At 68.3% G+C, this 18,107-nt stretch carries 12 protein-coding genes; 8 read left to right on the forward strand and 4 right to left on the reverse strand.

What is annotated here, in order from left to right; translation table 11 throughout:
• Positions 1-351 precede the first annotated feature (351 nt).
• The 7 genes from Y590_RS09615 to Y590_RS09645 all read left to right on the forward strand — a co-directional run bounded on the left by Y590_RS09615 (position 352) and on the right by Y590_RS09645 (position 12,472).
• The gene (locus Y590_RS09615; RefSeq protein WP_060769663.1) at positions 352-1,215 is read left to right on the forward strand and encodes an acyl-CoA thioesterase; all 864 of its coding nucleotides are present in this window, start codon (positions 352-354) and stop codon (positions 1,213-1,215) included.
• 262 nt (positions 1,216-1,477) lie between these two features.
• A complete protein-coding gene (locus Y590_RS09620; RefSeq protein WP_004447263.1) occupies positions 1,478-1,816 on the forward strand; it encodes a P-II family nitrogen regulator in 339 nt (112 codons plus the stop codon).
• Positions 1,817-1,948: 132 nt separating this feature from the next.
• The gene (locus Y590_RS09625) at positions 1,949-3,448 is read left to right on the forward strand and encodes an ammonium transporter (RefSeq protein WP_060769664.1); all 1,500 of its coding nucleotides are present in this window, start codon (positions 1,949-1,951) and stop codon (positions 3,446-3,448) included.
• 340 nt (positions 3,449-3,788) lie between these two features.
• Positions 3,789-5,045 carry an outer membrane beta-barrel protein gene (locus Y590_RS09630; RefSeq protein ID WP_060772227.1) on the forward strand — a complete coding sequence of 419 codons (1,257 nt, stop codon included), beginning with the start codon at positions 3,789-3,791 and terminating at the stop codon, positions 5,043-5,045.
• Positions 5,046-5,244: 199 nt separating this feature from the next.
• A complete protein-coding gene (locus tag Y590_RS09635; RefSeq protein ID WP_060769665.1) occupies positions 5,245-7,857 on the forward strand; it encodes a DNA translocase FtsK in 2,613 nt (870 codons plus the stop codon).
• A gap of 150 nt (positions 7,858-8,007) precedes the next feature.
• On the forward strand, positions 8,008-10,122 hold the full coding sequence (locus tag Y590_RS09640) for a TonB-dependent receptor (protein ID WP_060769666.1): 2,115 nt from the start codon (positions 8,008-8,010) through the stop codon (positions 10,120-10,122).
• Positions 10,123-10,504: 382 nt separating this feature from the next.
• Complete coding sequence (locus Y590_RS09645) at positions 10,505-12,472, forward strand: PAS domain-containing HWE histidine kinase family protein (RefSeq protein ID WP_060769667.1); 1,968 nt, start codon at positions 10,505-10,507, stop codon at positions 12,470-12,472.
• Positions 12,473-12,595: 123 nt separating this feature from the next.
• Here the strand turns inward: Y590_RS09645 and Y590_RS09650 are convergent, their stop codons facing one another.
• The 4 genes from Y590_RS09650 to Y590_RS09665 form a co-directional block, all read right to left on the reverse strand.
• Complete coding sequence (locus Y590_RS09650) at positions 12,596-12,898, reverse strand: hypothetical protein (RefSeq protein ID WP_060769668.1); 303 nt, start codon at positions 12,896-12,898, stop codon at positions 12,596-12,598.
• 17 nt (positions 12,899-12,915) lie between these two features.
• On the reverse strand, positions 12,916-15,234 hold the full coding sequence (locus Y590_RS09655) for an FdhF/YdeP family oxidoreductase (RefSeq protein WP_060769669.1): 2,319 nt from the start codon (positions 15,232-15,234) through the stop codon (positions 12,916-12,918).
• A gap of 459 nt (positions 15,235-15,693) precedes the next feature.
• A complete protein-coding gene (locus tag Y590_RS09660; protein ID WP_060769670.1) occupies positions 15,694-16,770 on the reverse strand; it encodes a quinone-dependent dihydroorotate dehydrogenase in 1,077 nt (358 codons plus the stop codon).
• On the reverse strand, positions 16,767-17,117 hold the full coding sequence (locus Y590_RS09665; RefSeq protein WP_060769671.1) for a DUF952 domain-containing protein: 351 nt from the start codon (positions 17,115-17,117) through the stop codon (positions 16,767-16,769). Before Y590_RS09665 ends, Y590_RS09660 begins: the two co-directional genes overlap by 4 nt.
• Before the next feature lie 349 nt (positions 17,118-17,466).
• On the opposite strand from Y590_RS09665, the gene Y590_RS09670 reads away from it, so the two are divergent.
• Positions 17,467-18,099 (forward strand): S24 family peptidase, encoded by a 633-nt coding sequence (locus Y590_RS09670; protein WP_003604161.1) that lies wholly within the window; start codon positions 17,467-17,469, stop codon positions 18,097-18,099.
• The last annotated feature ends 8 nt before the right edge of the window (positions 18,100-18,107 follow it).

The following is an 18,107-nucleotide window of genomic DNA, read 5'->3' on the forward strand; positions in this document are numbered from 1 at the left end:
TTCGGCTCGTTTCCGCCCCGGCTCCTCGCGAGCGCCGTATCCGACCCCATTGCATCAGGCCGCCGTCTCTCGCTCTCTGTTTTGACGCGCATTCTTTCGACGAACCGGTGGCCACTTCGTCGGAATGCGCTCCCGCGCCGCTCCACAACACCCTGTGTTTCGGGACGATCGGCGGCTTCCGACGGCTCCGCGGCACGCCGACGCCGGACAGGCCTTCACAACCCTCGCCGCTCGCCGCATCACTCTCCACCCCGTGCGGACGGCGCCTTCCTCCGTCCGCGGAGCCGCCGCGCGGGTCAGGCCGACCGGGCCGTCCGCCCCTTCTCGTTCGAAAGCCGCAGCGAAGCCGCCATGCCCGACCCCGTCGACGCGCTCCTCGCGATCCTCGATCTGGAGCGCCTGGAGACCGATCTGTTCCGCGGGATCAGCCCGCGGATCGGCTGGCCGCGGGTGTTCGGGGGGCAGGTCGTGGCGCAGGCGCTCGTCGCGGCCTCCCGCACGGTCGAGGCGTCGCGCCCGCCCCATTCCCTGCACGCCTACTTCCTCCTCGGCGGCGATCCGGCGGTGCCGATCGTCTACGAGGTCGAGCGCATCCGCGACGGCGGCAGCTTCACCACCCGCCGGGTCAAGGCGATCCAGAAGGGCCGGGCGATCTTTGCCATGTCGGTCTCGTTCCACGCGGCGGAGGAGGGCGTCGACCACGCCGCCGGTCTTCCCGACGTGCCGCGACCGGGCGACCTGGCGGATGCCCGGACCCTCGTCCGGGACGGCGGCATCATCGTGCCCGAGCCGATGCTGGCCTACTTCACGCAGGCTTGGCCGATCGAAATGCGGCCGGTCGAGACCGAGCGCTATCGCGACCGCACGCCGAGGCCCGCGCGCTACCATGTCTGGATGCGCGCGACGAAGCCTCTGCCGGACGATCCGGCGGTGCACCGGGCGGTGCTGGCCTATGCATCGGACATGACGCTGCTCGATTCCACGCTGATCCCCCACGGCCGCACGGTGTTCGACCCCGAGATCCAGTCGGCGAGCCTCGACCACGCCCTGTGGTTCCACCGCCCGTTCCGGGCCGATTCCTGGCTGCTCTATTCGCAGGACAGCCCGAGCGCCTCGGGCGCTCTGGGCTTTGCGCGCGGCACGTTCCACGACGAGGAAGGCCAGCTCGTCGCCTCGGTTGCACAGGAAGGACTGATCCGCCCCCGCCGCGGCTGAAGCGAGCCAGTTAGCGCGCATTATGCCGCGCAAAGGTACTTTATGACGATTATTTGGGCATTTTTCACAGCCAAGCTGCGCGCTGTAGCGCCACGGCTCGCTCACGATCTGGGCAGCAATGCGAAATTGGAAATGGTTCCGCTTGGCACGGTCCTTGAATGACGGCGCCCGGCTGCGGGGTCATTCCGATCCTCGCGGAACCGCTGGGTCTCGGCCGGTGCGCGTCCGGCGGTGAGACGACAGGACAAAGGGGGCGCCGCCCATGAAAATCGTGATGGCGATCATCAAGCCGTTCAAGTTGGAGGAGGTCCGCGACGCACTGACCGGCATCGGCGTGCACGGCCTGACCGTGACCGAGGTCAAGGGCTACGGCCGGCAGAAGGGCCACACCGAGATCTATCGCGGTGCCGAGTATGCCGTGAGCTTCCTGCCCAAGCTCAAGATCGAGGTGGCCGTCGCGGCCGACCTCGTGACGAGCGTGATCGACGCCATCGCGGGAGCCGCCCGCACCGGACAGATCGGCGACGGCAAGATCTTCGTGATGCCGCTCGAAAAGGCGGTTCGCATCCGGACCGGCGAGACCGACGCGGACGCGCTCTGACACGCTGTCCCGCATCGCTTTCCTCTTCGATGCCCTGACAGCTCTTCACCCGTTCCGGCGGAACGCGCCCGGCCGCGCCGCCCACCCATTCTCCTCAACGCTCGACGCACTGCGATCAGGAGCTTCCTGTCCATGAAACTTCGTAATCTTCTCGCGCTCGGATTGGGAGGAGCCGCCCTCGGCCTCCTCTTCGTCGAGCCGTCGCTCGCGCAGGCGCCGACGGTCGAGCCCGCCGCCGCCGCTGCCGCCGCGCCGGTGCCCAACAAGGGCGACACGGCGTGGATGCTGCTCTCGGCGATCCTCGTCCTGCTGATGACCGTGCCCGGCCTCGCCCTGTTCTATGGCGGCCTCGTGCGCACCAAGAACATGCTCTCGGTGCTGACCCAGGTCTTCGCGATCGCCTCGATCGTCTGCCTGCTGTGGGTGACCTACGGCTACAGCCTCGCCTTCACCAATGGCGGCGGTCTCAACGACTTCGTCGGCGGCTTCTCGAAGGCCTTCCTCAAGGGCGTCGACGCCAACTCGGTGGCGGCCACCTTCTCCAACGGCGTCGTGATCCCCGAATACGTCTACATCTGCTTCCAGATGACGTTCGCGATGATCACGCCCGGCCTCATCGTCGGCGCCTTCGCCGAGCGGATGAAGTTCTCGGCGCTGGTCGTGTTCACGATCCTCTGGGTCACGCTGATCTACTTCCCGATGGCTCACATGGTCTGGTACTGGGGCGGCCCGGACGTCTTCGCCGACGCGGCCCGCAAGCTCGCTGCCGCCGGTGGCGAGGCCAACGCTGCGGCCAAGGCCGAGTACGACGCGGTGCTGGGTGATGCCGGCATGCTGTTCAAGTGGGGCGCCCTCGACTTCGCCGGCGGCACCGTCGTGCACATCAACGCGGGCATCGCCGGCCTCGTCGGCTGCCTGATGCTCGGCAAGCGTATCGGCTACGGCCGTGACCTGCTCGCCCCGCACTCCCTGACCATGACCACGATCGGCGCCTCGCTGCTCTGGGTCGGCTGGTTCGGCTTCAACGCCGGCTCGAACCTCGAAGCCAACGGCGCTGCGGGTCTGGCGATGATCAACACCTTCGTCGCCACCGCCGCGGCCGCCGTCTCCTGGCTGTTCGTGGAATGGGCCGCCAAGGGCAAGCCGTCGCTGCTGGGCATGCTCTCGGGCGCCATTGCCGGCCTCGTCGCCGTCACCCCGGCCGCGGGCTTCGCCGGCCCGATGGGCTCCATCGTGCTCGGTCTGGCCGCGGGCGCGGTCTGCTTCGTGATGTGCTCCACCGTGAAGAACGCGCTGGGCTACGACGACTCGCTCGACGTGTTCGGCGTGCACTGCATCGGCGGCATCATCGGCGCCATCGCCACGGGCATCCTGGTCTCGCCCGATCTCGGCGGCGCCGGCATCCCCGACTACACCACCAAGCCCGGTGAGTTGACTGTCGGCGCCTACGACATGGTCGCCCAGGTCATCATCCAGGCGAAGGCGGTGGGCTTCACCATCCTGTGGTCGGGCATCGGCTCTGCGATCCTCTACAAGCTCGTCGATCTGACGATCGGCCTGCGCGTGACGCAGGAAGAAGAGCGCGAGGGTCTCGACATCGCCGATCACGGCGAGCGCGCCTACAACTACTGAGTGAGAGCCTGCCCTCTCGGCAGGCACCCTGAACCAGGGCCTCGGCGCGATGCGCCGGGGCCTTTTTCATGCGCCGCGCCGTCGATGCCGACTCGCTTCCACCGGATTGCACTCGGCCGCCTCGGCCGAATTGGTCAATGAAACGTAAAGATTGCATTCGATTTCGAGGCGATGGGGCCGTTTTGGACGCCTCAAAAATGTTGCTTTCGAGCAACATCTTCCGCCCTCAGGTTGCTCTGGGTCAAAAATGACTAAAAATTAGGCACTTGCGCAAAACTTCATTTTGCGGCGCGGCGGCGAGTTCGGCACCTTGGCCGTATCGAATGTGGGGCTGACCGCGATGACCATCAAAACAAAGCTTCTGGCCGCAAGTGCGGTGCTTTCCACCCTGAGCATCAACGCGCTGCCAGTTCTCGCCGCAGACATGCCCGCCGCGGCGCCCGTCATCGTCGAGGAGCATTGTAAGGCTGCGATCTCCACCCCGACCTTCGGCGGTCTCATCAAGGCGAACCCGAACCCGGCCTGCTTCGTCACGGGACTGGGCGACATCTATGTCGGCGGCGCGGTTACCGGCTTCGCCTACACCCAGACCAACGCCTTCGGCATCCTCTCCCCCAGCGCCGAGCAGGATCGTTTCGGCCGCGTCGATTTCTCGAACCTCCAGGGTTGGATCCAGAAGGCCGACGGCCCGCTGCAGTTCTATGTCCATGCCGGCCTGTACTCGATCCCGGCGCTCGGCCTGCCGCTCTACTCCGCGTTCGAGCAGACCGAATCGCTGTTCGGCCCGATCCCGGTGGCCTTCGGCAAGTGGCAGATCAACGACGAGTGGTCGATCCAGGCCGGCCGGATGTTCACCAACATCGGCTCCGAGCTGCTGTTCACCTACCAGAACCTGAACATCTCCCGCGGTCTGCTCTTCAACCAGGAGAACTTCATCAACCACGGCGTTCAGGTGAACTATGCCAACGGCCCGTTCGCGGCCGCGCTCGCGGTGACCGACGGCTTCTACTCGGGTGAGCTGAACTGGGTGACGGGCTTTGCCACCTACAAGCTCAACGACGCGAACACGATCGGCATCAACGGCGGCACGCATTTCAGCGACTTCGACGCCTCGACCCGCAGCCCGCGCTTCCAGTTCGCGACGATCAACTCGCTGCAGAACAGCAGCATCATCAGCGTGAACTACACCTACGCCAACGGGCCGTGGATCATCTCGCCGTACTTCCAGTACACCAACGTCGCGCGCAAGGAGGGGTACTTCTCCCCGATCGAGGGCGCGGAGACCTGGGGCGGCACGCTGCTGGCCGGCTACACCTTCACCGACAACTTCGCGCTCGCCGGCCGCCTCGAATACATCGAGCAGTCGGGCACGCGAGGCGTGGTCACCGGCCGCGGCGGCACCAGCGTCCTCTACGGTCCGGGCAGCTCGGCCTTCTCGTTCACGATCACCCCGACCTTCACCTGGGATCGCTACTTCCTCCGCGGCGAGTTCGCGACCGTCCAGGCCTACGACGTGACCCCGGGCTTCGGCTTCGGCCGCGACGGCACCAAGCGGTCGCAGGAGCGCTACCTCATGGAAACCGGCTTCACCTTCTGAGAACCGGGCCGGCTCGCCGGCGGGACACCACGTTGCATTGGGAAGCCTCGGAGAAATCCGGGGCTTCCTGCATTTCAAGGCGGCACCTTGGGCCGGGCCTCGGCCGCCGACAGCCCACCGCTTTGCGAGGCAGACTTAGCCCCGCGTTAACCGCCCCGCATTAGCCTTACCGGATCGTTGACACCGGACCGGTCTGCGCATGCGTTCCCTTCGCCGTTCCGCGTCGCCCTACGACACCTTCGTCGATAGCCTGAGGCCGTTCCTGGCCAAGCGGCTGACGGAGTGCGGCGGCCTGATCCTCTTCACCGGCGCGGTCGCGTTGACCGTCGCCCTGGCGACGTGGTCGATCAACGACCCGAGCCTCAACCACGCCACCGACCAGCGGGCGCACAACGTGCTCGGTCGTCCCGGAGCCGTCGTGGCCGACCTTGCCATGCAGCTCCTCGGGCTCGGCTCGATCGCGCTCGCACTGCCTCCCGCCCTGTGGGGCGTGCGCTTGATGCGCGAGCGCGACCTGCCGCATGGCGGTTTGCGCATCGTCCTGTGGTTCGTCGGCGTTCTCTGCGCGAGCGCGGTCGCGAGTGCCCTGCCGCCGACGGATCGCTGGCCCCTGCCCACCGGCATGGGCGGGGTCGCAGGCGACGCGCTGCTCGCCGGCACGCGGATGCTGGTCGGGCCGCTGGCGCATTTCGCCGGCTTCCTGTTCGCGGCCTTCGCCATCCTCAGCCTCACCGCCGCCTGCCGCGTGACCAAGCCGGACTTCGAGGAGGACGAGGAGGTGCCCTACGGCGCCGCGCGTTCGGCGCCCCGCTCCGGCCCTGCCTCGGCCCACGAGGAGCGCCACGATGCCGACGAGCCGAGCCTCGGCATCCTGTCGCTGGGCGCACTGGCGCAAGCCGTCATGCGCGGCCGCGCCTCGCTGCGCACCCGGCTCGAATCCTGGCAGGCGCCGGCCGACGAGGGGGAGGGGCTGGCCTATGCCGGCGCCTCGCCCGCGCTCGCCGCGCGCCGCGCCTTCGCCGACCCGGACGAGGCACCCTGGGCGCCGCAGGCCCGCGAGCGGACCGACGTCTCGGGCCGCCGCGAGCCGCAATTCGATCCGGAGGAGGATTCGGACGAAGCGCCCGTCCGTGCCGCCCCCCAGCGCCCCGCGCCGATTGCTGCTGGGGCGGATATGACCGCCGACGAGCCGCCCACCCGCGTCGCGCGCCCGCTGCCGCAGGCCCCGGCGGCGCGTCCGCGCCCGGACGAGCCGCGTCCGGAAGCCGGCGAGTACCGGCTGCCCGCCCTGGAGCTTCTCGCCCGTCCCCGCGAGGCGGCGCCCGGCTCCGAGGTCTCGGCGGAGGCGCTGGAGCAGAACGCCACCATGCTGGAGGCGACGCTGCAGGACTTTGGCGTGCGCGGCGACATTCTTGCCGTGCGCCCCGGCCCCGTCGTCACTCTCTATGAGCTGGAGCCGGCGCCCGGCACCAAGTCGAGCCGCGTCATCGCGCTCGCCGACGACATCGCCCGCTCGATGTCCGCCATCTCCGCCCGCGTCGCCGTCGTCCCCGGCCGCAACGCCATCGGCATCGAATTGCCGAACGCCAAGCGCGAGACGGTGTTCTTGCGCGAACTCCTCGCGTCGGCGGATTTCGTCGAGACCAAGCACAAGCTCGCGCTGTGCCTGGGCAAGAACATCGGCGGCGAGCCGATCATCGCCGACCTCGCCCGCATGCCGCACCTGCTGGTGGCCGGCACCACCGGCTCGGGCAAGTCGGTCGCCATCAACACCATGATCCTGTCGCTGCTCTACCGGCTGAAGCCGGAGGAGTGCCGCCTGATCATGGTCGATCCCAAGATGCTGGAACTGTCGGTCTATGACGGCATCCCGCACCTGCTCTCCCCCGTCGTCACCGATCCGAAGAAGGCGGTCATCGCCCTCAAATGGGCCGTGCGCGAGATGGAGGAGCGCTACAAGAAGATGTCCAAGGTCGGTGTCCGGAACATCGACGGCTTCAATGCACGCCTCGAAGAGGCCCGCGCCCGCGGCGAGACCCTGACCCGCACCGTCCAGACCGGCTTCGACCGTTCCACCGGCGAAGCGGTCTACGAGGACGAGGTCATGGACCTCAACCCGCTGCCCTACATCGTGATCGTGGTCGACGAGATGGCCGACCTGATGATGGTGGCGGGCAAGGACATCGAAGGGGCGATCCAGCGCCTCGCGCAGATGGCGCGTGCGGCCGGCATCCACCTCATCATGGCGACGCAGCGCCCCTCGGTCGACGTCATCACCGGCACGATCAAGGCGAACTTCCCGACCCGGATGTCCTTCCAGGTGACGAGCAAGATCGATAGCCGCACGATCCTGGGCGAGATGGGCGCCGAGCAGTTGCTGGGCCAGGGCGACATGCTGTTCATGGCCGGCGGCGGGCGCACGACGCGCGTGCACGGACCGTTCTGCTCGGACTCGGAAGTCGAGACCGTGGTTGCCCACCTCAAGCGCCAGGGCCGGCCGTCCTACCTCGAAGCCGTCACCGCCGACGAGGGCGAGATTCCGGCCGGGGCCGCTGCGTCCGAGGACGGTCCGGTCTTCGATGCCGGCCAGTTCGGTGGCGGCGGAGAGAGCGGCGACCTCTACGAGCAGGCGGTGGCCGTGGTGTTGCGGGACAAGAAGGCCTCCACCTCCTACATCCAGCGCCGCCTGCAGATCGGCTACAACCGGGCCGCCTCACTGATGGAGCGGATGGAGACGGAAGGTCTCGTCGGGCCGGCCAACCACGCCGGCAAACGCGAGATCCTCGTCGAGTCCGAACCGCAGGCTTACTGACCGGCCGACCCGCCGCCTGCATCGATTGCCCTGCCAGCGCGCCGCCCTTGTTCGAGGGCGGCGCGCTTTCGCATTTGGGGGCCTTCCCCGACTCGACAACGGCTACGCTCGAACTTATAGCAACAGCTATAATTACGAGGCTGAAGTTTCATGTCGAGAAAGCGCTATGGGCTTGGCCCGTGGTTCGGCCCTTTCGCCGGGATCGGCATCGCCGGCCTCGTCGTGTCGCCGATCCAGGCGGAAGAGGCCGTCCTCGAAGAGATCAGCGTCGTCTCGGACAAGCCGGCCAATCTGGTCGGCGTCCTGCCGGTGGTGACCGACCGGTTCTCGACGGTCACCGTCGTCTCCGGGGCCGATCTCGCCCGCTCGCAGCCGACCTCGCTCGGCGAGGCGCTGTTCGACAAGCCGGGCCTGTCCGCGACCACCTTCGCGCCGGGCTCGGCCTCGCGGCCGATCATCCGCGGCCTCGACAATCACCGTGTCCGCATCCTCGAGAACGGCACCGGTGTGCAGGACATGTCCGATCTGGGCGAGGACCACGCCGTCCCGATCAACCCGCTGATCAACGACCGCATCGAGGTGATCCGCGGGCCCGCAGGCCTGCGCTACGGCTCCCAGGCCGTCGGTGGCGTGGTCTCGGTCGAGAACAACCGCATCCCGACGAGCATTCCGCCCGGCGGCGTCGCGGGACGGGTGACGACCGGCTACTCGGCCGTCGACAATGGTCGCAACGCCGCCGCCACGGTCGATGCCGGCAGCGGCAACATCGCCGTCCACGCCGATGCGTTCCGGAGCGTGGCGGACGACTACAACACACCGCTCGGCATCCAGCGAAATTCCTTCAACGAATCGCAGGGGGGCGCCTTCGGCACCTCGTACCTGTTCGACCAGGGCTTCGTCGGGCTGTCCTTCAGCCACTTCGATTCGGTCTACGGCATCCCCGGAATCAGCTCCGCGGTGCAGCGCACCCGGCTCGATCCGGTGCAGGACAAGCTCCAGGCCCGTGGCGAGTACCGGCCGCTGGACGGGCCGTTCGCGGCGATCCGGTTCTGGGCGGGCGGCTCGAACTACCGCCACAACGAGTTCGGCACTGGTGCCAACGGCGTCGAGGGGATCGAGGCGGTGTTCAAGAATCGCGCGGCAGAGGGGCGGATCGAATTCGACCATGTGCCGGTCGAGACCGCTTTCGGCACCTTGAGCGGGCAACTCGGCGTCCAGGCCGACCGGCGCAAGCTCCGCATCTCGGGGGCGGAAGGGGGCCTGTTGCGCCCGACCGACACGCGGGTGCAGGCGGCCTACCTGTTCGAGGAACTGGCACTCGGCGGCGGCCTGCGATTCCAGGCGGCGGGCCGCATCGAAGGCAACCGCGTCGCCGGTACGCAGGCATTGTTCCCCTCGGACTTTCTTCCCGATCGCCCCGGCGACGAGCCGGTGGAATCGCGCCGCATCCGCCGCTTTGCCCCGAAAAGCGCGAGCTTCGGCGCGCTTCAAGACCTGCCCCATGGGTTCGTGGGGAGCCTGACCGGCTCCTATGTCGAGCGCGCGCCGACTTCGCCCGAACTGTTCTCGCGCGGGCCGCACGAGGCTTCCGCCACCTTCGAGATCGGCGATCCGAACCTCAAGGTCGAACGCGCCCGCACCGTCGAGGTCGCGATCCGGCGGGCGGAGGGGCCGTTCCGCCTCGACGCGACCGGCTACGTCACCCGCTATACCGGCTTCGTCTACAAGCGCCTGACCGGCTTCACCTGCGGCGACACCTTCGACAGTTGCGGGATCGGCGGTGGGGATCTGCGGCAGGTCACTTATTCGCAGGCCGGTGCCACCTTCGCCGGCGCCGAGATCGCGAGCCAGATCGACCTCGTGCCGGTCGGCGACGGCTTTGCCGGCCTCAGCGCCCAGTACGACTTCGTGCGGGCACAGTTCGACGACGGCCGCTTCGTGCCGCGCATCCCGCCCCACCGCGTCGGCGGCGGCGTGTTTCTGCGGGCCGACGGCTGGTTCGCGCAGCTCAGCCTGCTGCACGCCTTCGCCCAGACCCAGACCGGCACGCTGGAGACGCCGACGCCGGGCTACAACGACCTCAAGGCGGAGATCGCCTACAGCCGCCCGCTCGATCCGGCGGTCCATGGTCTCAGCGAGGTCACGCTCGGCCTGCGCGGCACGAACCTGCTCGACGACGTGATCCGCAACGCCGCCTCCTTCCGCAAGGACGAGGTGGTGCTGCCGGGCCGCAACGTGCGGCTCTTCCTCACGGCACGGTTCTGACGATCTGGTGCGCCGCTTGGCTCGAACCATCGCCGCGCGTTGCCCCACTCACATCCCCGCGCCCCCGATCGCGCCGGTCTCCCCACGGGGGAGCCGGTGCGGCCGCCGTTCACGATGGCCGGTCGTTTTGAGCGTTCTGAAGCATGAGAACTGCGGCAGATCGCATCAGGTCGCGATTAGTCATGCGCTGTCTCTCCTCAGTACAGCGTAGAATGAGCTTGCCGATTCGGGCATGCCAGGATCTTTGAAAGCGAAGTGCGGCACTGACACGTTCTGTCTGCTGCCATGACGAGGGATATCGTAACAAAATCGGTGCGACTGCGTTTCGTGATGCCCGCTGCTTCTGCGTAGTACGCTATGGAAAGCTGTGCGAAGATGAGGGATGGATGGGAGCGACACTCCACCTCCGCAGTCGAATCGCGGCGAGATGGCCGAGCGGATCCGGACGCATGACTGGGCCGCGACGGCGCTCGGTTCGGCGGACGCTTGGCCGTCCAGCCTCAGGACCACGATCAGTCTGATTCTCGGCTGCGGCTTCCCCATGAGCGCATTGTGGGGCCCGGACCTGATCCAGGTCTACAATGACGGCTTCCGGGACCTGATGGGATTGAAGCACCCGGCCGGGCTGGGTCAGCCGTCACGCGAGTGCTGGCCCGAGATCTGGCACATCAATGCGCCGATCTACGAGCGGGTCTGGAACGGCGAGACGTTCACCTTCGAAGACGCGCTCTACCCGCTGTCCCGGTCAGGCTGCCTCGAAGATGCGTGGTTCACGCTGACCTACAGCCCGCTGCGGGACGACGCGGGGCAGATCGCAGGTATCCTGGTCATCCTGGTCGAGAGCACGGCCCGCGTGCTGGCGGACCGGGCATTGCGTGAGCGCGAGGCGCGCTTCCGGGCCGAGATGGAACGTCAGGTGCAAGAGCGGACGGCGGAGCTTCAAGCGAGCCGCGACCTGCTCAAGGCGACCATGGACAGCTCCATGGACATGATTCAGGTCTTCAAGGCCGTGCGCGATCCGGCGGGCGAGATCGTCGATTTCCGCTGGGTCCTGAACAACTCCACCTCAGCGAGCCGCTACGGCGATGTGGGCGGCCAAAGCCTGCTCGAACGCAATCCGGGCGTGATTCAGGAGGGCATCTTCGACACCTTCAAGCGTGTCACGGAAACCGGCCAGCCCGCGACCGCGGAGCGCCACTACGCCCACGAGCAGATCGATGGCTGGTTCTTCCAGTGCGCGGTGAAGCTCGGTGACGGGGTGGCCATCACCACCAAGGAGATCTCGGCCTGGAAGGCGGCGCAAGACGAAATGCTCCGGCTTCGCGACGAGATCGCGCAGGAGGCCCTGCGCGAGAGCGAGGATCGCTTCCGCACCCTGACGAGCCTCATCCCGGTCCTGCTCTGGCGCTCCGATGAGAGCGGGCAGTACAACTCCCTCAACGAGGCTTGGCTCGCCTATACCGGCCAGACCCTGCAGCAATCGCAGGTCGGCGGCTGGCTCGAAGCGATCCACCCCGACGACCGTGACAGGGTGCGCGAGGCCTTCCGCACCGGCCGCGAGCAGCAGCGGTTGATCGAGGTGCAGCAGCGCATCCGCCGGCATGACGGGCAGTATCGCTGGTTCCTCGTACGGCAGGCGCCCCTGCTCGATACCGAGGGACAGGTCACGCAGTGGATCGGTGCCGCCATGGACATCCACGATCTGCACGATCTGCAGGAGCGCCAGACCATCCTCGTCGCCGAGTTGCAGCACCGCACCCGCAACCTGCTCGGCGTCGTGCGCTCCATCGCCCACCAGACCATGGCGCAGACCGGCCCGACGGAGCGCTTCCGCGAGCAGTTCAACGACCGGCTCGCCGCCCTGTCGCGGGTTCAGGGGCTGCTGTCGCGCTCGGAGCAGGAACTGATCACCCTGCGCACCCTGATTCGAACCGAGCTGGACGCCCTCGGGGGGGACGACTTCGCCGATCGGATCCATATCGCCGGACCGCCGGTGCGGCTGCACAAGGCATCGGTGCAGACCCTGGCGCTCGCCGTGCACGAGTTGGCGACCAATGCCCGCAAGTACGGTGCCCTGACGACCGAGCACGGCCGCCTCTCGGTGACGTGGCGCGCCGATCGGGACGACGAAGGCGGAGGAAACCTGCTGATCGAGTGGATCGAGGAGGGTATCAGCCGGCCGCGCGAGACGCAGAGCCCGACGCGGCGCGGCTACGGACGCGAATTGATCGAGCAGGCGATGCCCTACGCGCTCAACGCCAAGACGCACTACGAACTCGGTGAGACGCGGCTGCGCTGCGCCATCGAACTGCCGCTGGGCGAACGATTCGGGCAGGTGAGCATGGCCTGAGCGTTGCCGTGCGGGTCGAGAGTATCGTTCCGAAAGGCGGTTGCCGGTTCTTGGAAAAAAGATGATGCGAAAACAAGAGCCTCAAGCATCGTCTGGATCGAGTTCCAGGACGACGCTCTCGGGTCAGGCGGCGAGCGCCGTCAGCACCGCGCGGCCGGCCGGGCTCGCCTCATAGCGGGTACGCTGGGTGCGGCCGTCACGGGCGGTGACGGTGATGAGGGTCTCAGTGGTCAAGCTTTCCACCGCCCGCAGCACCAGGGCGTGCTCGACACCGAAGATGCGGGCAAAGCTCCGGCTGTCGGCCGCCAGCCCGAGATGCAGGCCGGCGAGGATGCCGGCCTCCAGGAGACTGAGTTCGGGACGCAACGCCGCGATCGTGTCGGTCGCGGCGAGAAAGGTCTCGGCGTCGGCGGCGGGTTCGCTCACGCGGCCTTTTTCCTCGCTCACGCAGCCTTGCCCACGGCGTTCGCGGCACGGGCCCGCACCTGGACCAGCACCGACTTCGAGGTCGGCGTGTCCGACAACTCGCCGAAGGCCGAGAGCGGCACCAGCACGTTGAGTTCGGGATAGTAGCCGGCGAGCGCGCCGCGCGGCATGTCGAAGGGCACGAGGCGGAAATCCTCCGCCACCCGCTCGACACCGTCTTGCGTGTGGACGCAGACGAGATCGACCCGCTCGTCCGCCCGCGCCTTCAGCTCGGCGAGGTCGTCCGGGTTGGCGAACACGACGCGGCGCTCGCCGTAGACGCCGCGGTAGCGGTCGTCGAGGCCGTAGATCGTGGTGTTGTACTGGTCGTGGCTGCGGAAGGTCTGCAGCACGAAGGTATCGCCCTGAAGGCTCGCGCGCTGATGCTCGGTGGCAACCGGCAGCGGTCCGGACGAGAAGCCCGCCCGGCCGGTCGCCGTCTCGAACACCCGCTCGGCCGCGAGATTGCGCAGCATGAAGCCGCGGGGACGCCGCACCCGGGTGTTGAAGCCGGCAAACCCCGGAATCGTCCGCTCGATCAGGTCGCGGATCAGGTCGTAATCGTCGGCGAGCGCGGCCCAGTCGATCCGCTCGGAGCCGAGGGTGGCCGCGGCCATGCCGGCAATGATGCCGATCTCCGAGCGCAGATGCACCGAGGCCGGCTTGTTGATGCCGCCCGAGCCGTGGACCATGCTCATCGAATCCTCGACGGTCACGATCTGGACCTTGGCCTGGCTGTTGCGGTCGATCTCGGTGCGGCCGAGGCAGGGCAGCAGGTAGGCGACCCGGCCCGGCACGAGATGCGAGTGGTTGAGCTTCGTCGCGATGTGGACGGTGAGTTCGCAGCCGGCGAGCGCCTTCTCCACCAACTTCGTGTCCGGCGTCGCGCGCACGAAATTGCCGCCGAGCCCGATGAAGGCCTTGGCCGAGCCGTCGAGCATCGCCCCGATGGCGCCGAGCACGTTGTGGCCGTGCTTGCGCGGTACGTTGAGGCCGAACTCGCGGTCGAGCGCTTCGAGCAGGGCCAGCGGCGGCTTCTCGTTGATGCCGACCGTGCGGTCGCCCTGCACGTTGGAATGGCCGCGCACCGGGCACAGGCCGGCGCCGGGCCGGCCGATATGGCCGCGCAGGAACAGCAGGTTGGCGATCTCGCGGATCGTCGCCACCGAGTGTCGGTGCTGGGTCACGCCCATCGCCCAGGTCGCGATCACCTTGTCGGCGCCGAGATAGACGTCGGCGGCGGTCTCGATCTCTTCGCGGGTCAGGCCGGACTGGTCGAGGATCGCCTCCCACTCCGTCGCCTCGACTGCCGCGCGGTAATCGGCGAAGGCACTGGTATGCGCGGCGATGAAGGCGTGGTCGAGGAGCGAGGGCTTGCCCGCCTCGATCGCCGCCGCGTCGCGGGTGAAGACGACCTTGGCGATGCCGCGGAAGGCGGCCATGTCGCCGCCGGGTTTCGGCTGGTAGTAGTGGCTGGCGATCGGGCGGCTCGCGCCGCGCAGCATCTCGACGCTGTTCTGCGGGTCGGCGAAGCGCTCCAGCCCGCGCTCGCGCACGGGGTTGAGCACCACGACCCGCGCGCCGCGCTCGGCGGCCCGGCGAAGGTCGCCCAGCATGCGCGGATGGTTGGTGCCGGGGTTCTGGCCGACGACGAAGATCGCGTCCGCCTTCTCGAAATCTTCGAGCAGCACCGTGCCCTTGCCGATGCCGATGGCCTGGACGAGGGCGATGCCGCTCGCCTCGTGGCACATGTTCGAGCAATCGGGGAAGTTGTTGGTGCCGTAGGCCCGGGCGAAGAGCTGGTAGAGGTAGGCCGCCTCGTTGGAGGCGCGGCCGGAGGTGTAGAACTCGACGCGATCGGGATGGTCGAGGCCGCGCAGGGTCGCGCCGATCTCGGCGAACGCCTCGTCCCATTCCACGGCGCGGTAGGTGTCGCTCTCGGCGTCGTAGCGCATGGGATGCGTGAGGCGGCCCTCGCTCTCCAGCGCGTAATCGGTCCAGCCGCGCAGCTCCGAGACCGGATGCTTGGCAAAGAAGCGTGGCGTCGCGCGCTTGTCGGTGGCCTCCCAGGAGACCGCCTTCACGCCGTTCTCGCAGAACTCGAACGAGGAGCCGTGGGCCGGGTCGCCCCAGGCGCAGCCGGGACAATCGAAGCCGTCGGGCTGGTTGGCGCTGAGCAGGGCGCGTGCGCCGGAGAGCGGCGCCCGGCTCCCCAGCAGGAATTTGCCGCAGCTCTTCAGCGCTCCCCAGCCGCCCGCGGCGGAAGAACGCTTGGGTAGGCCTTGCGAACGATCCATCCGAGAGCCCGGTCTTCGCGATGTGAGAGATGTTTCCGACGATCCGCGCCCGCCGCTTCGCCCCCTGGTGGGTGAGCGGTTTCAGATGTCGTGACCGTGAAATAACATCTCGCAGGTGCGAGTTGATGCATGGCCGATGATGGGGGAGGTATTCGTCGCACGCAGGGCAATTTAAGTTGATTCTAGAAGGTGCCCGTTCTTGGAATGGCTCGAAGCTGAATTCAGGTCAGCGCGCCGCGTGACTTATGGAAATTTGATGCATTGCATCAAATTTCACATGGTCGGAAATCGGATGGCGGACCGGTTCATGCAACCGGCCAGCTCCGCCGTAAGGCGGGCCCGTTTCTACGGGTGCAGGTCGAATGCGACGCGAGACCCGCTCCGTCATCGCGAGGCGGGGCCGCGGTGATCCGGAGCATCGCGCCTCCTGAAGAGGCCGTGCGGCGGCGTGATGCCGGGTCAGGCCTCCCGCGCGAGGGCGGCGGCGTCCCGCCCGACGACCGGGGCGAGGCTCGTCAGACCCTCCGCCCGCAGCCGCTGGCTCAGGCCGCGCTTGATCGTGCCGACCAGTCCCGGCCCCTCGTAGACGAGGGCGGAGTAGAGCTGGACGAGGCGTGCACCGGCCCGGATCTTGGTCCAGGCGGCCTCCGCCGAATCGATGCCGCCGACGCCGATCAGCGGGATCCGGTCGCCGACGCGCAGATAGGTCTCGGCCAGGAGCCGGGTCGACGGGCCGAACAGCGGCCGTCCGGACAGGCCGCCGGTTTCCTTGGCGACGGAGGATTCCACGAGGGACGCCGGCCGGGCGATCGTCGTGTTCGAGACGACGAGGCCTTGGATGCCGCGCCGGAGCGCCGTCGCCGTCATGGCGTCGAGCCCTTCGAGTGCGATGTCGGGCGCGATCTTGAGGAGCACGGCGGGGCTCGATCCGCTGGCATCGCGGGCGGCGACGACGCGGGCGAGCAGGTCGTCGAGGAAGGCCTCGCCCTGAAGGTCGCGCAGGCCCGGCGTGTTGGGCGAGGAGACGTTGACGGTGATGAAGGCGACATGCGGCGCGAGCCGCGCGGTGCAGGCGACATAGTCGGCGAGCCGGTCGGCCGCTTCCTTGTTGGCGCCGATATTGACGCCGACGATCCCTTCGCGGCCGGCGCGGGCCTTGAGCCGGTCGGCCACCGCGTCGAGCCCGTCGCTGTTGAGGCCGAAGCGGTTGATCACCGCCCGGTCGCGGGGAAGCCGGAACACCCGCGGGCGCGGATTGCCGGGCTGAGGCTGCGGCACGACTCCGCCGACCTCGACGAAGCCGAAGCCGAGGCCGAGCAGCGCGTCGGCCACGCGCGCGCCCTTGTCGAATCCGGCGGCGAGGCCGACCGGGTTGGGAAAGCGCTGCCCGAACACCTCGACGGTGAGGGACGCGTCGTCGGCCGGCGGACGGCGCGGCGGCAAAAGCGAGAGGCCGCGAATCGTCAGGTCGTGCGCCGTCTCGGCGTCGAGCCCGTGCAGCAGCGGCCGGGCGAGGGGGAAGAGCGCGTCGATCATGCCTGCGGGATCTCCGCCGGGAACACGTGCCGCCCCTCCGGCCCGAGGGGCATGTCGGTCACGGAGCGCACGGCGCTCAAGGGAAGGTCGCCGTAGAGGTGCGGGAACAGCGCGCCGCCCCGCGACGGCTCGAAGCGCAGAGCCGGCCCGAGGTCGTCGCCCTCGATCGCCACGAGCAGCAGGTCGTCCTGCCCGGAAAAGTGGCGGGCGGCGGTCTCGGCGACCTGCTCCGCGGTCGAGAAGTGGATGAAGCCGTCGGCGTGATCGACGGGTGCACCGGTGAAGCGGCCGAGCGTCTCGGCTTCCCGCCAGAGGCCGCGCGGACAGATCTTGTAGACGAGGGCCATCCGGTCTCCGGGGGTCGAATCGTCCGGAGCGATAGAACGCGCGCCGGCCCACGGCAACCGACGCCGGATGATGCCGGAGGGCCATCGCGCGAAGCCGCATGAGCGGCTTCCGGCACGAACCCCGCGCAGGCGGGCGCCAGCGACTGAGGCCAGCAAAAACCCAGGGCGAGCGTCGTCGTACGATTGCCCTGGATGATACCGGATACGGGGTGCCACGCCTTCACCGCTTGCCGTTCAGATGCGACACTCGCCTCTCCGGATGCTCCGATTGCGTCCGGGGCCAGCGGGTTCTAGTTTCCTAACTGTAGGCCGTATGTCTCAACGGCACACGCGCCGGGTTGAGGCCACCATGCTGTCGCACGAGCAGATCTGGACTGCGATCGACCGGTTGGCCGAGCGCCACGGCTTCTCCGCGTCGGGGCTCGCCCGGCGTGCGGGCCTCGATGCCACGAGCTTCAACCGCTCGAAACGGGTCGGGCCCGATGGGCGCAAGCGCTGGCCCTCTACCGAATCGATCGCGAAGGTGCTTGCCGCCACCGGCGCCAGCCTCGACGACTTCCTGCACTTGGTCGATTCCGGGCAGGGTCCGACCCGTACGATGGTGCCGCTGATCGGCCTGACCCAGGCCGGCTCCGGTCGCCTGTTCAACGAGGAAGGGATTCCAACCGGAGGTCCCGGCTGGGACGAGATCGAGTTTCCCGATCTCGGGGGGGACCGCGCCTTCGCGCTGGAGGTGCAGGGCGATTCGATGCTGCCGCTCTACCGCGACGGCGACGTGCTGATCGTCGCCCCGAATGCCAGCATCCGTAAGGGCGACCGGATCGTCGCGCGGCTCAACAACGGCGAGGTGCTGGCCAAGGAACTGCGCCGCCGCACCGCCCGCACCATCGAACTCGCCTCGCTCAACCCCGATCACGAGGATCGGGCGGTGCCGCTCGCCGAGGTCGCCTGGATGGCCCGCGTGATGTGGGTGCGGCAGTAGAAGGCGCC

Origin of the sequence: Methylobacterium sp. AMS5 (genome assembly GCF_001542815.1) — a bacterium.
Taxonomy (GTDB): Bacteria; Pseudomonadota; Alphaproteobacteria; order Rhizobiales; family Beijerinckiaceae; genus Methylobacterium.

Coding starts and splice junctions, on each gene's coding strand:
- Y590_RS09630 (WP_060772227.1), top strand. CDS start 3,789: ATGACCATCAAAACAAAGCTTCTGGCCGCAAGTGCGGTGCTTTCCACC.
- Y590_RS09625 (WP_060769664.1), top strand. CDS start 1,949: ATGAAACTTCGTAATCTTCTCGCGCTCGGATTGGGAGGAGCCGCCCTC.
- Y590_RS09640 (WP_060769666.1), top strand. CDS start 8,008: ATGTCGAGAAAGCGCTATGGGCTTGGCCCGTGGTTCGGCCCTTTCGCC.
- Y590_RS09615 (WP_060769663.1), top strand. CDS start 352: ATGCCCGACCCCGTCGACGCGCTCCTCGCGATCCTCGATCTGGAGCGC.
- Y590_RS09635 (WP_060769665.1), top strand. CDS start 5,245: ATGCGTTCCCTTCGCCGTTCCGCGTCGCCCTACGACACCTTCGTCGAT.
- Y590_RS09655 (WP_060769669.1), bottom strand. CDS start 15,234: ATGGATCGTTCGCAAGGCCTACCCAAGCGTTCTTCCGCCGCGGGCGGC.
- Y590_RS09645 (WP_060769667.1), top strand. CDS start 10,505: ATGGATGGGAGCGACACTCCACCTCCGCAGTCGAATCGCGGCGAGATG.
- Y590_RS09665 (WP_060769671.1), bottom strand. CDS start 17,117: ATGGCCCTCGTCTACAAGATCTGTCCGCGCGGCCTCTGGCGGGAAGCC.
- Y590_RS09620 (WP_004447263.1), top strand. CDS start 1,478: ATGAAAATCGTGATGGCGATCATCAAGCCGTTCAAGTTGGAGGAGGTC.
- Y590_RS09660 (WP_060769670.1), bottom strand. CDS start 16,770: ATGATCGACGCGCTCTTCCCCCTCGCCCGGCCGCTGCTGCACGGGCTC.
- Y590_RS09670 (WP_003604161.1), top strand. CDS start 17,467: ATGCTGTCGCACGAGCAGATCTGGACTGCGATCGACCGGTTGGCCGAG.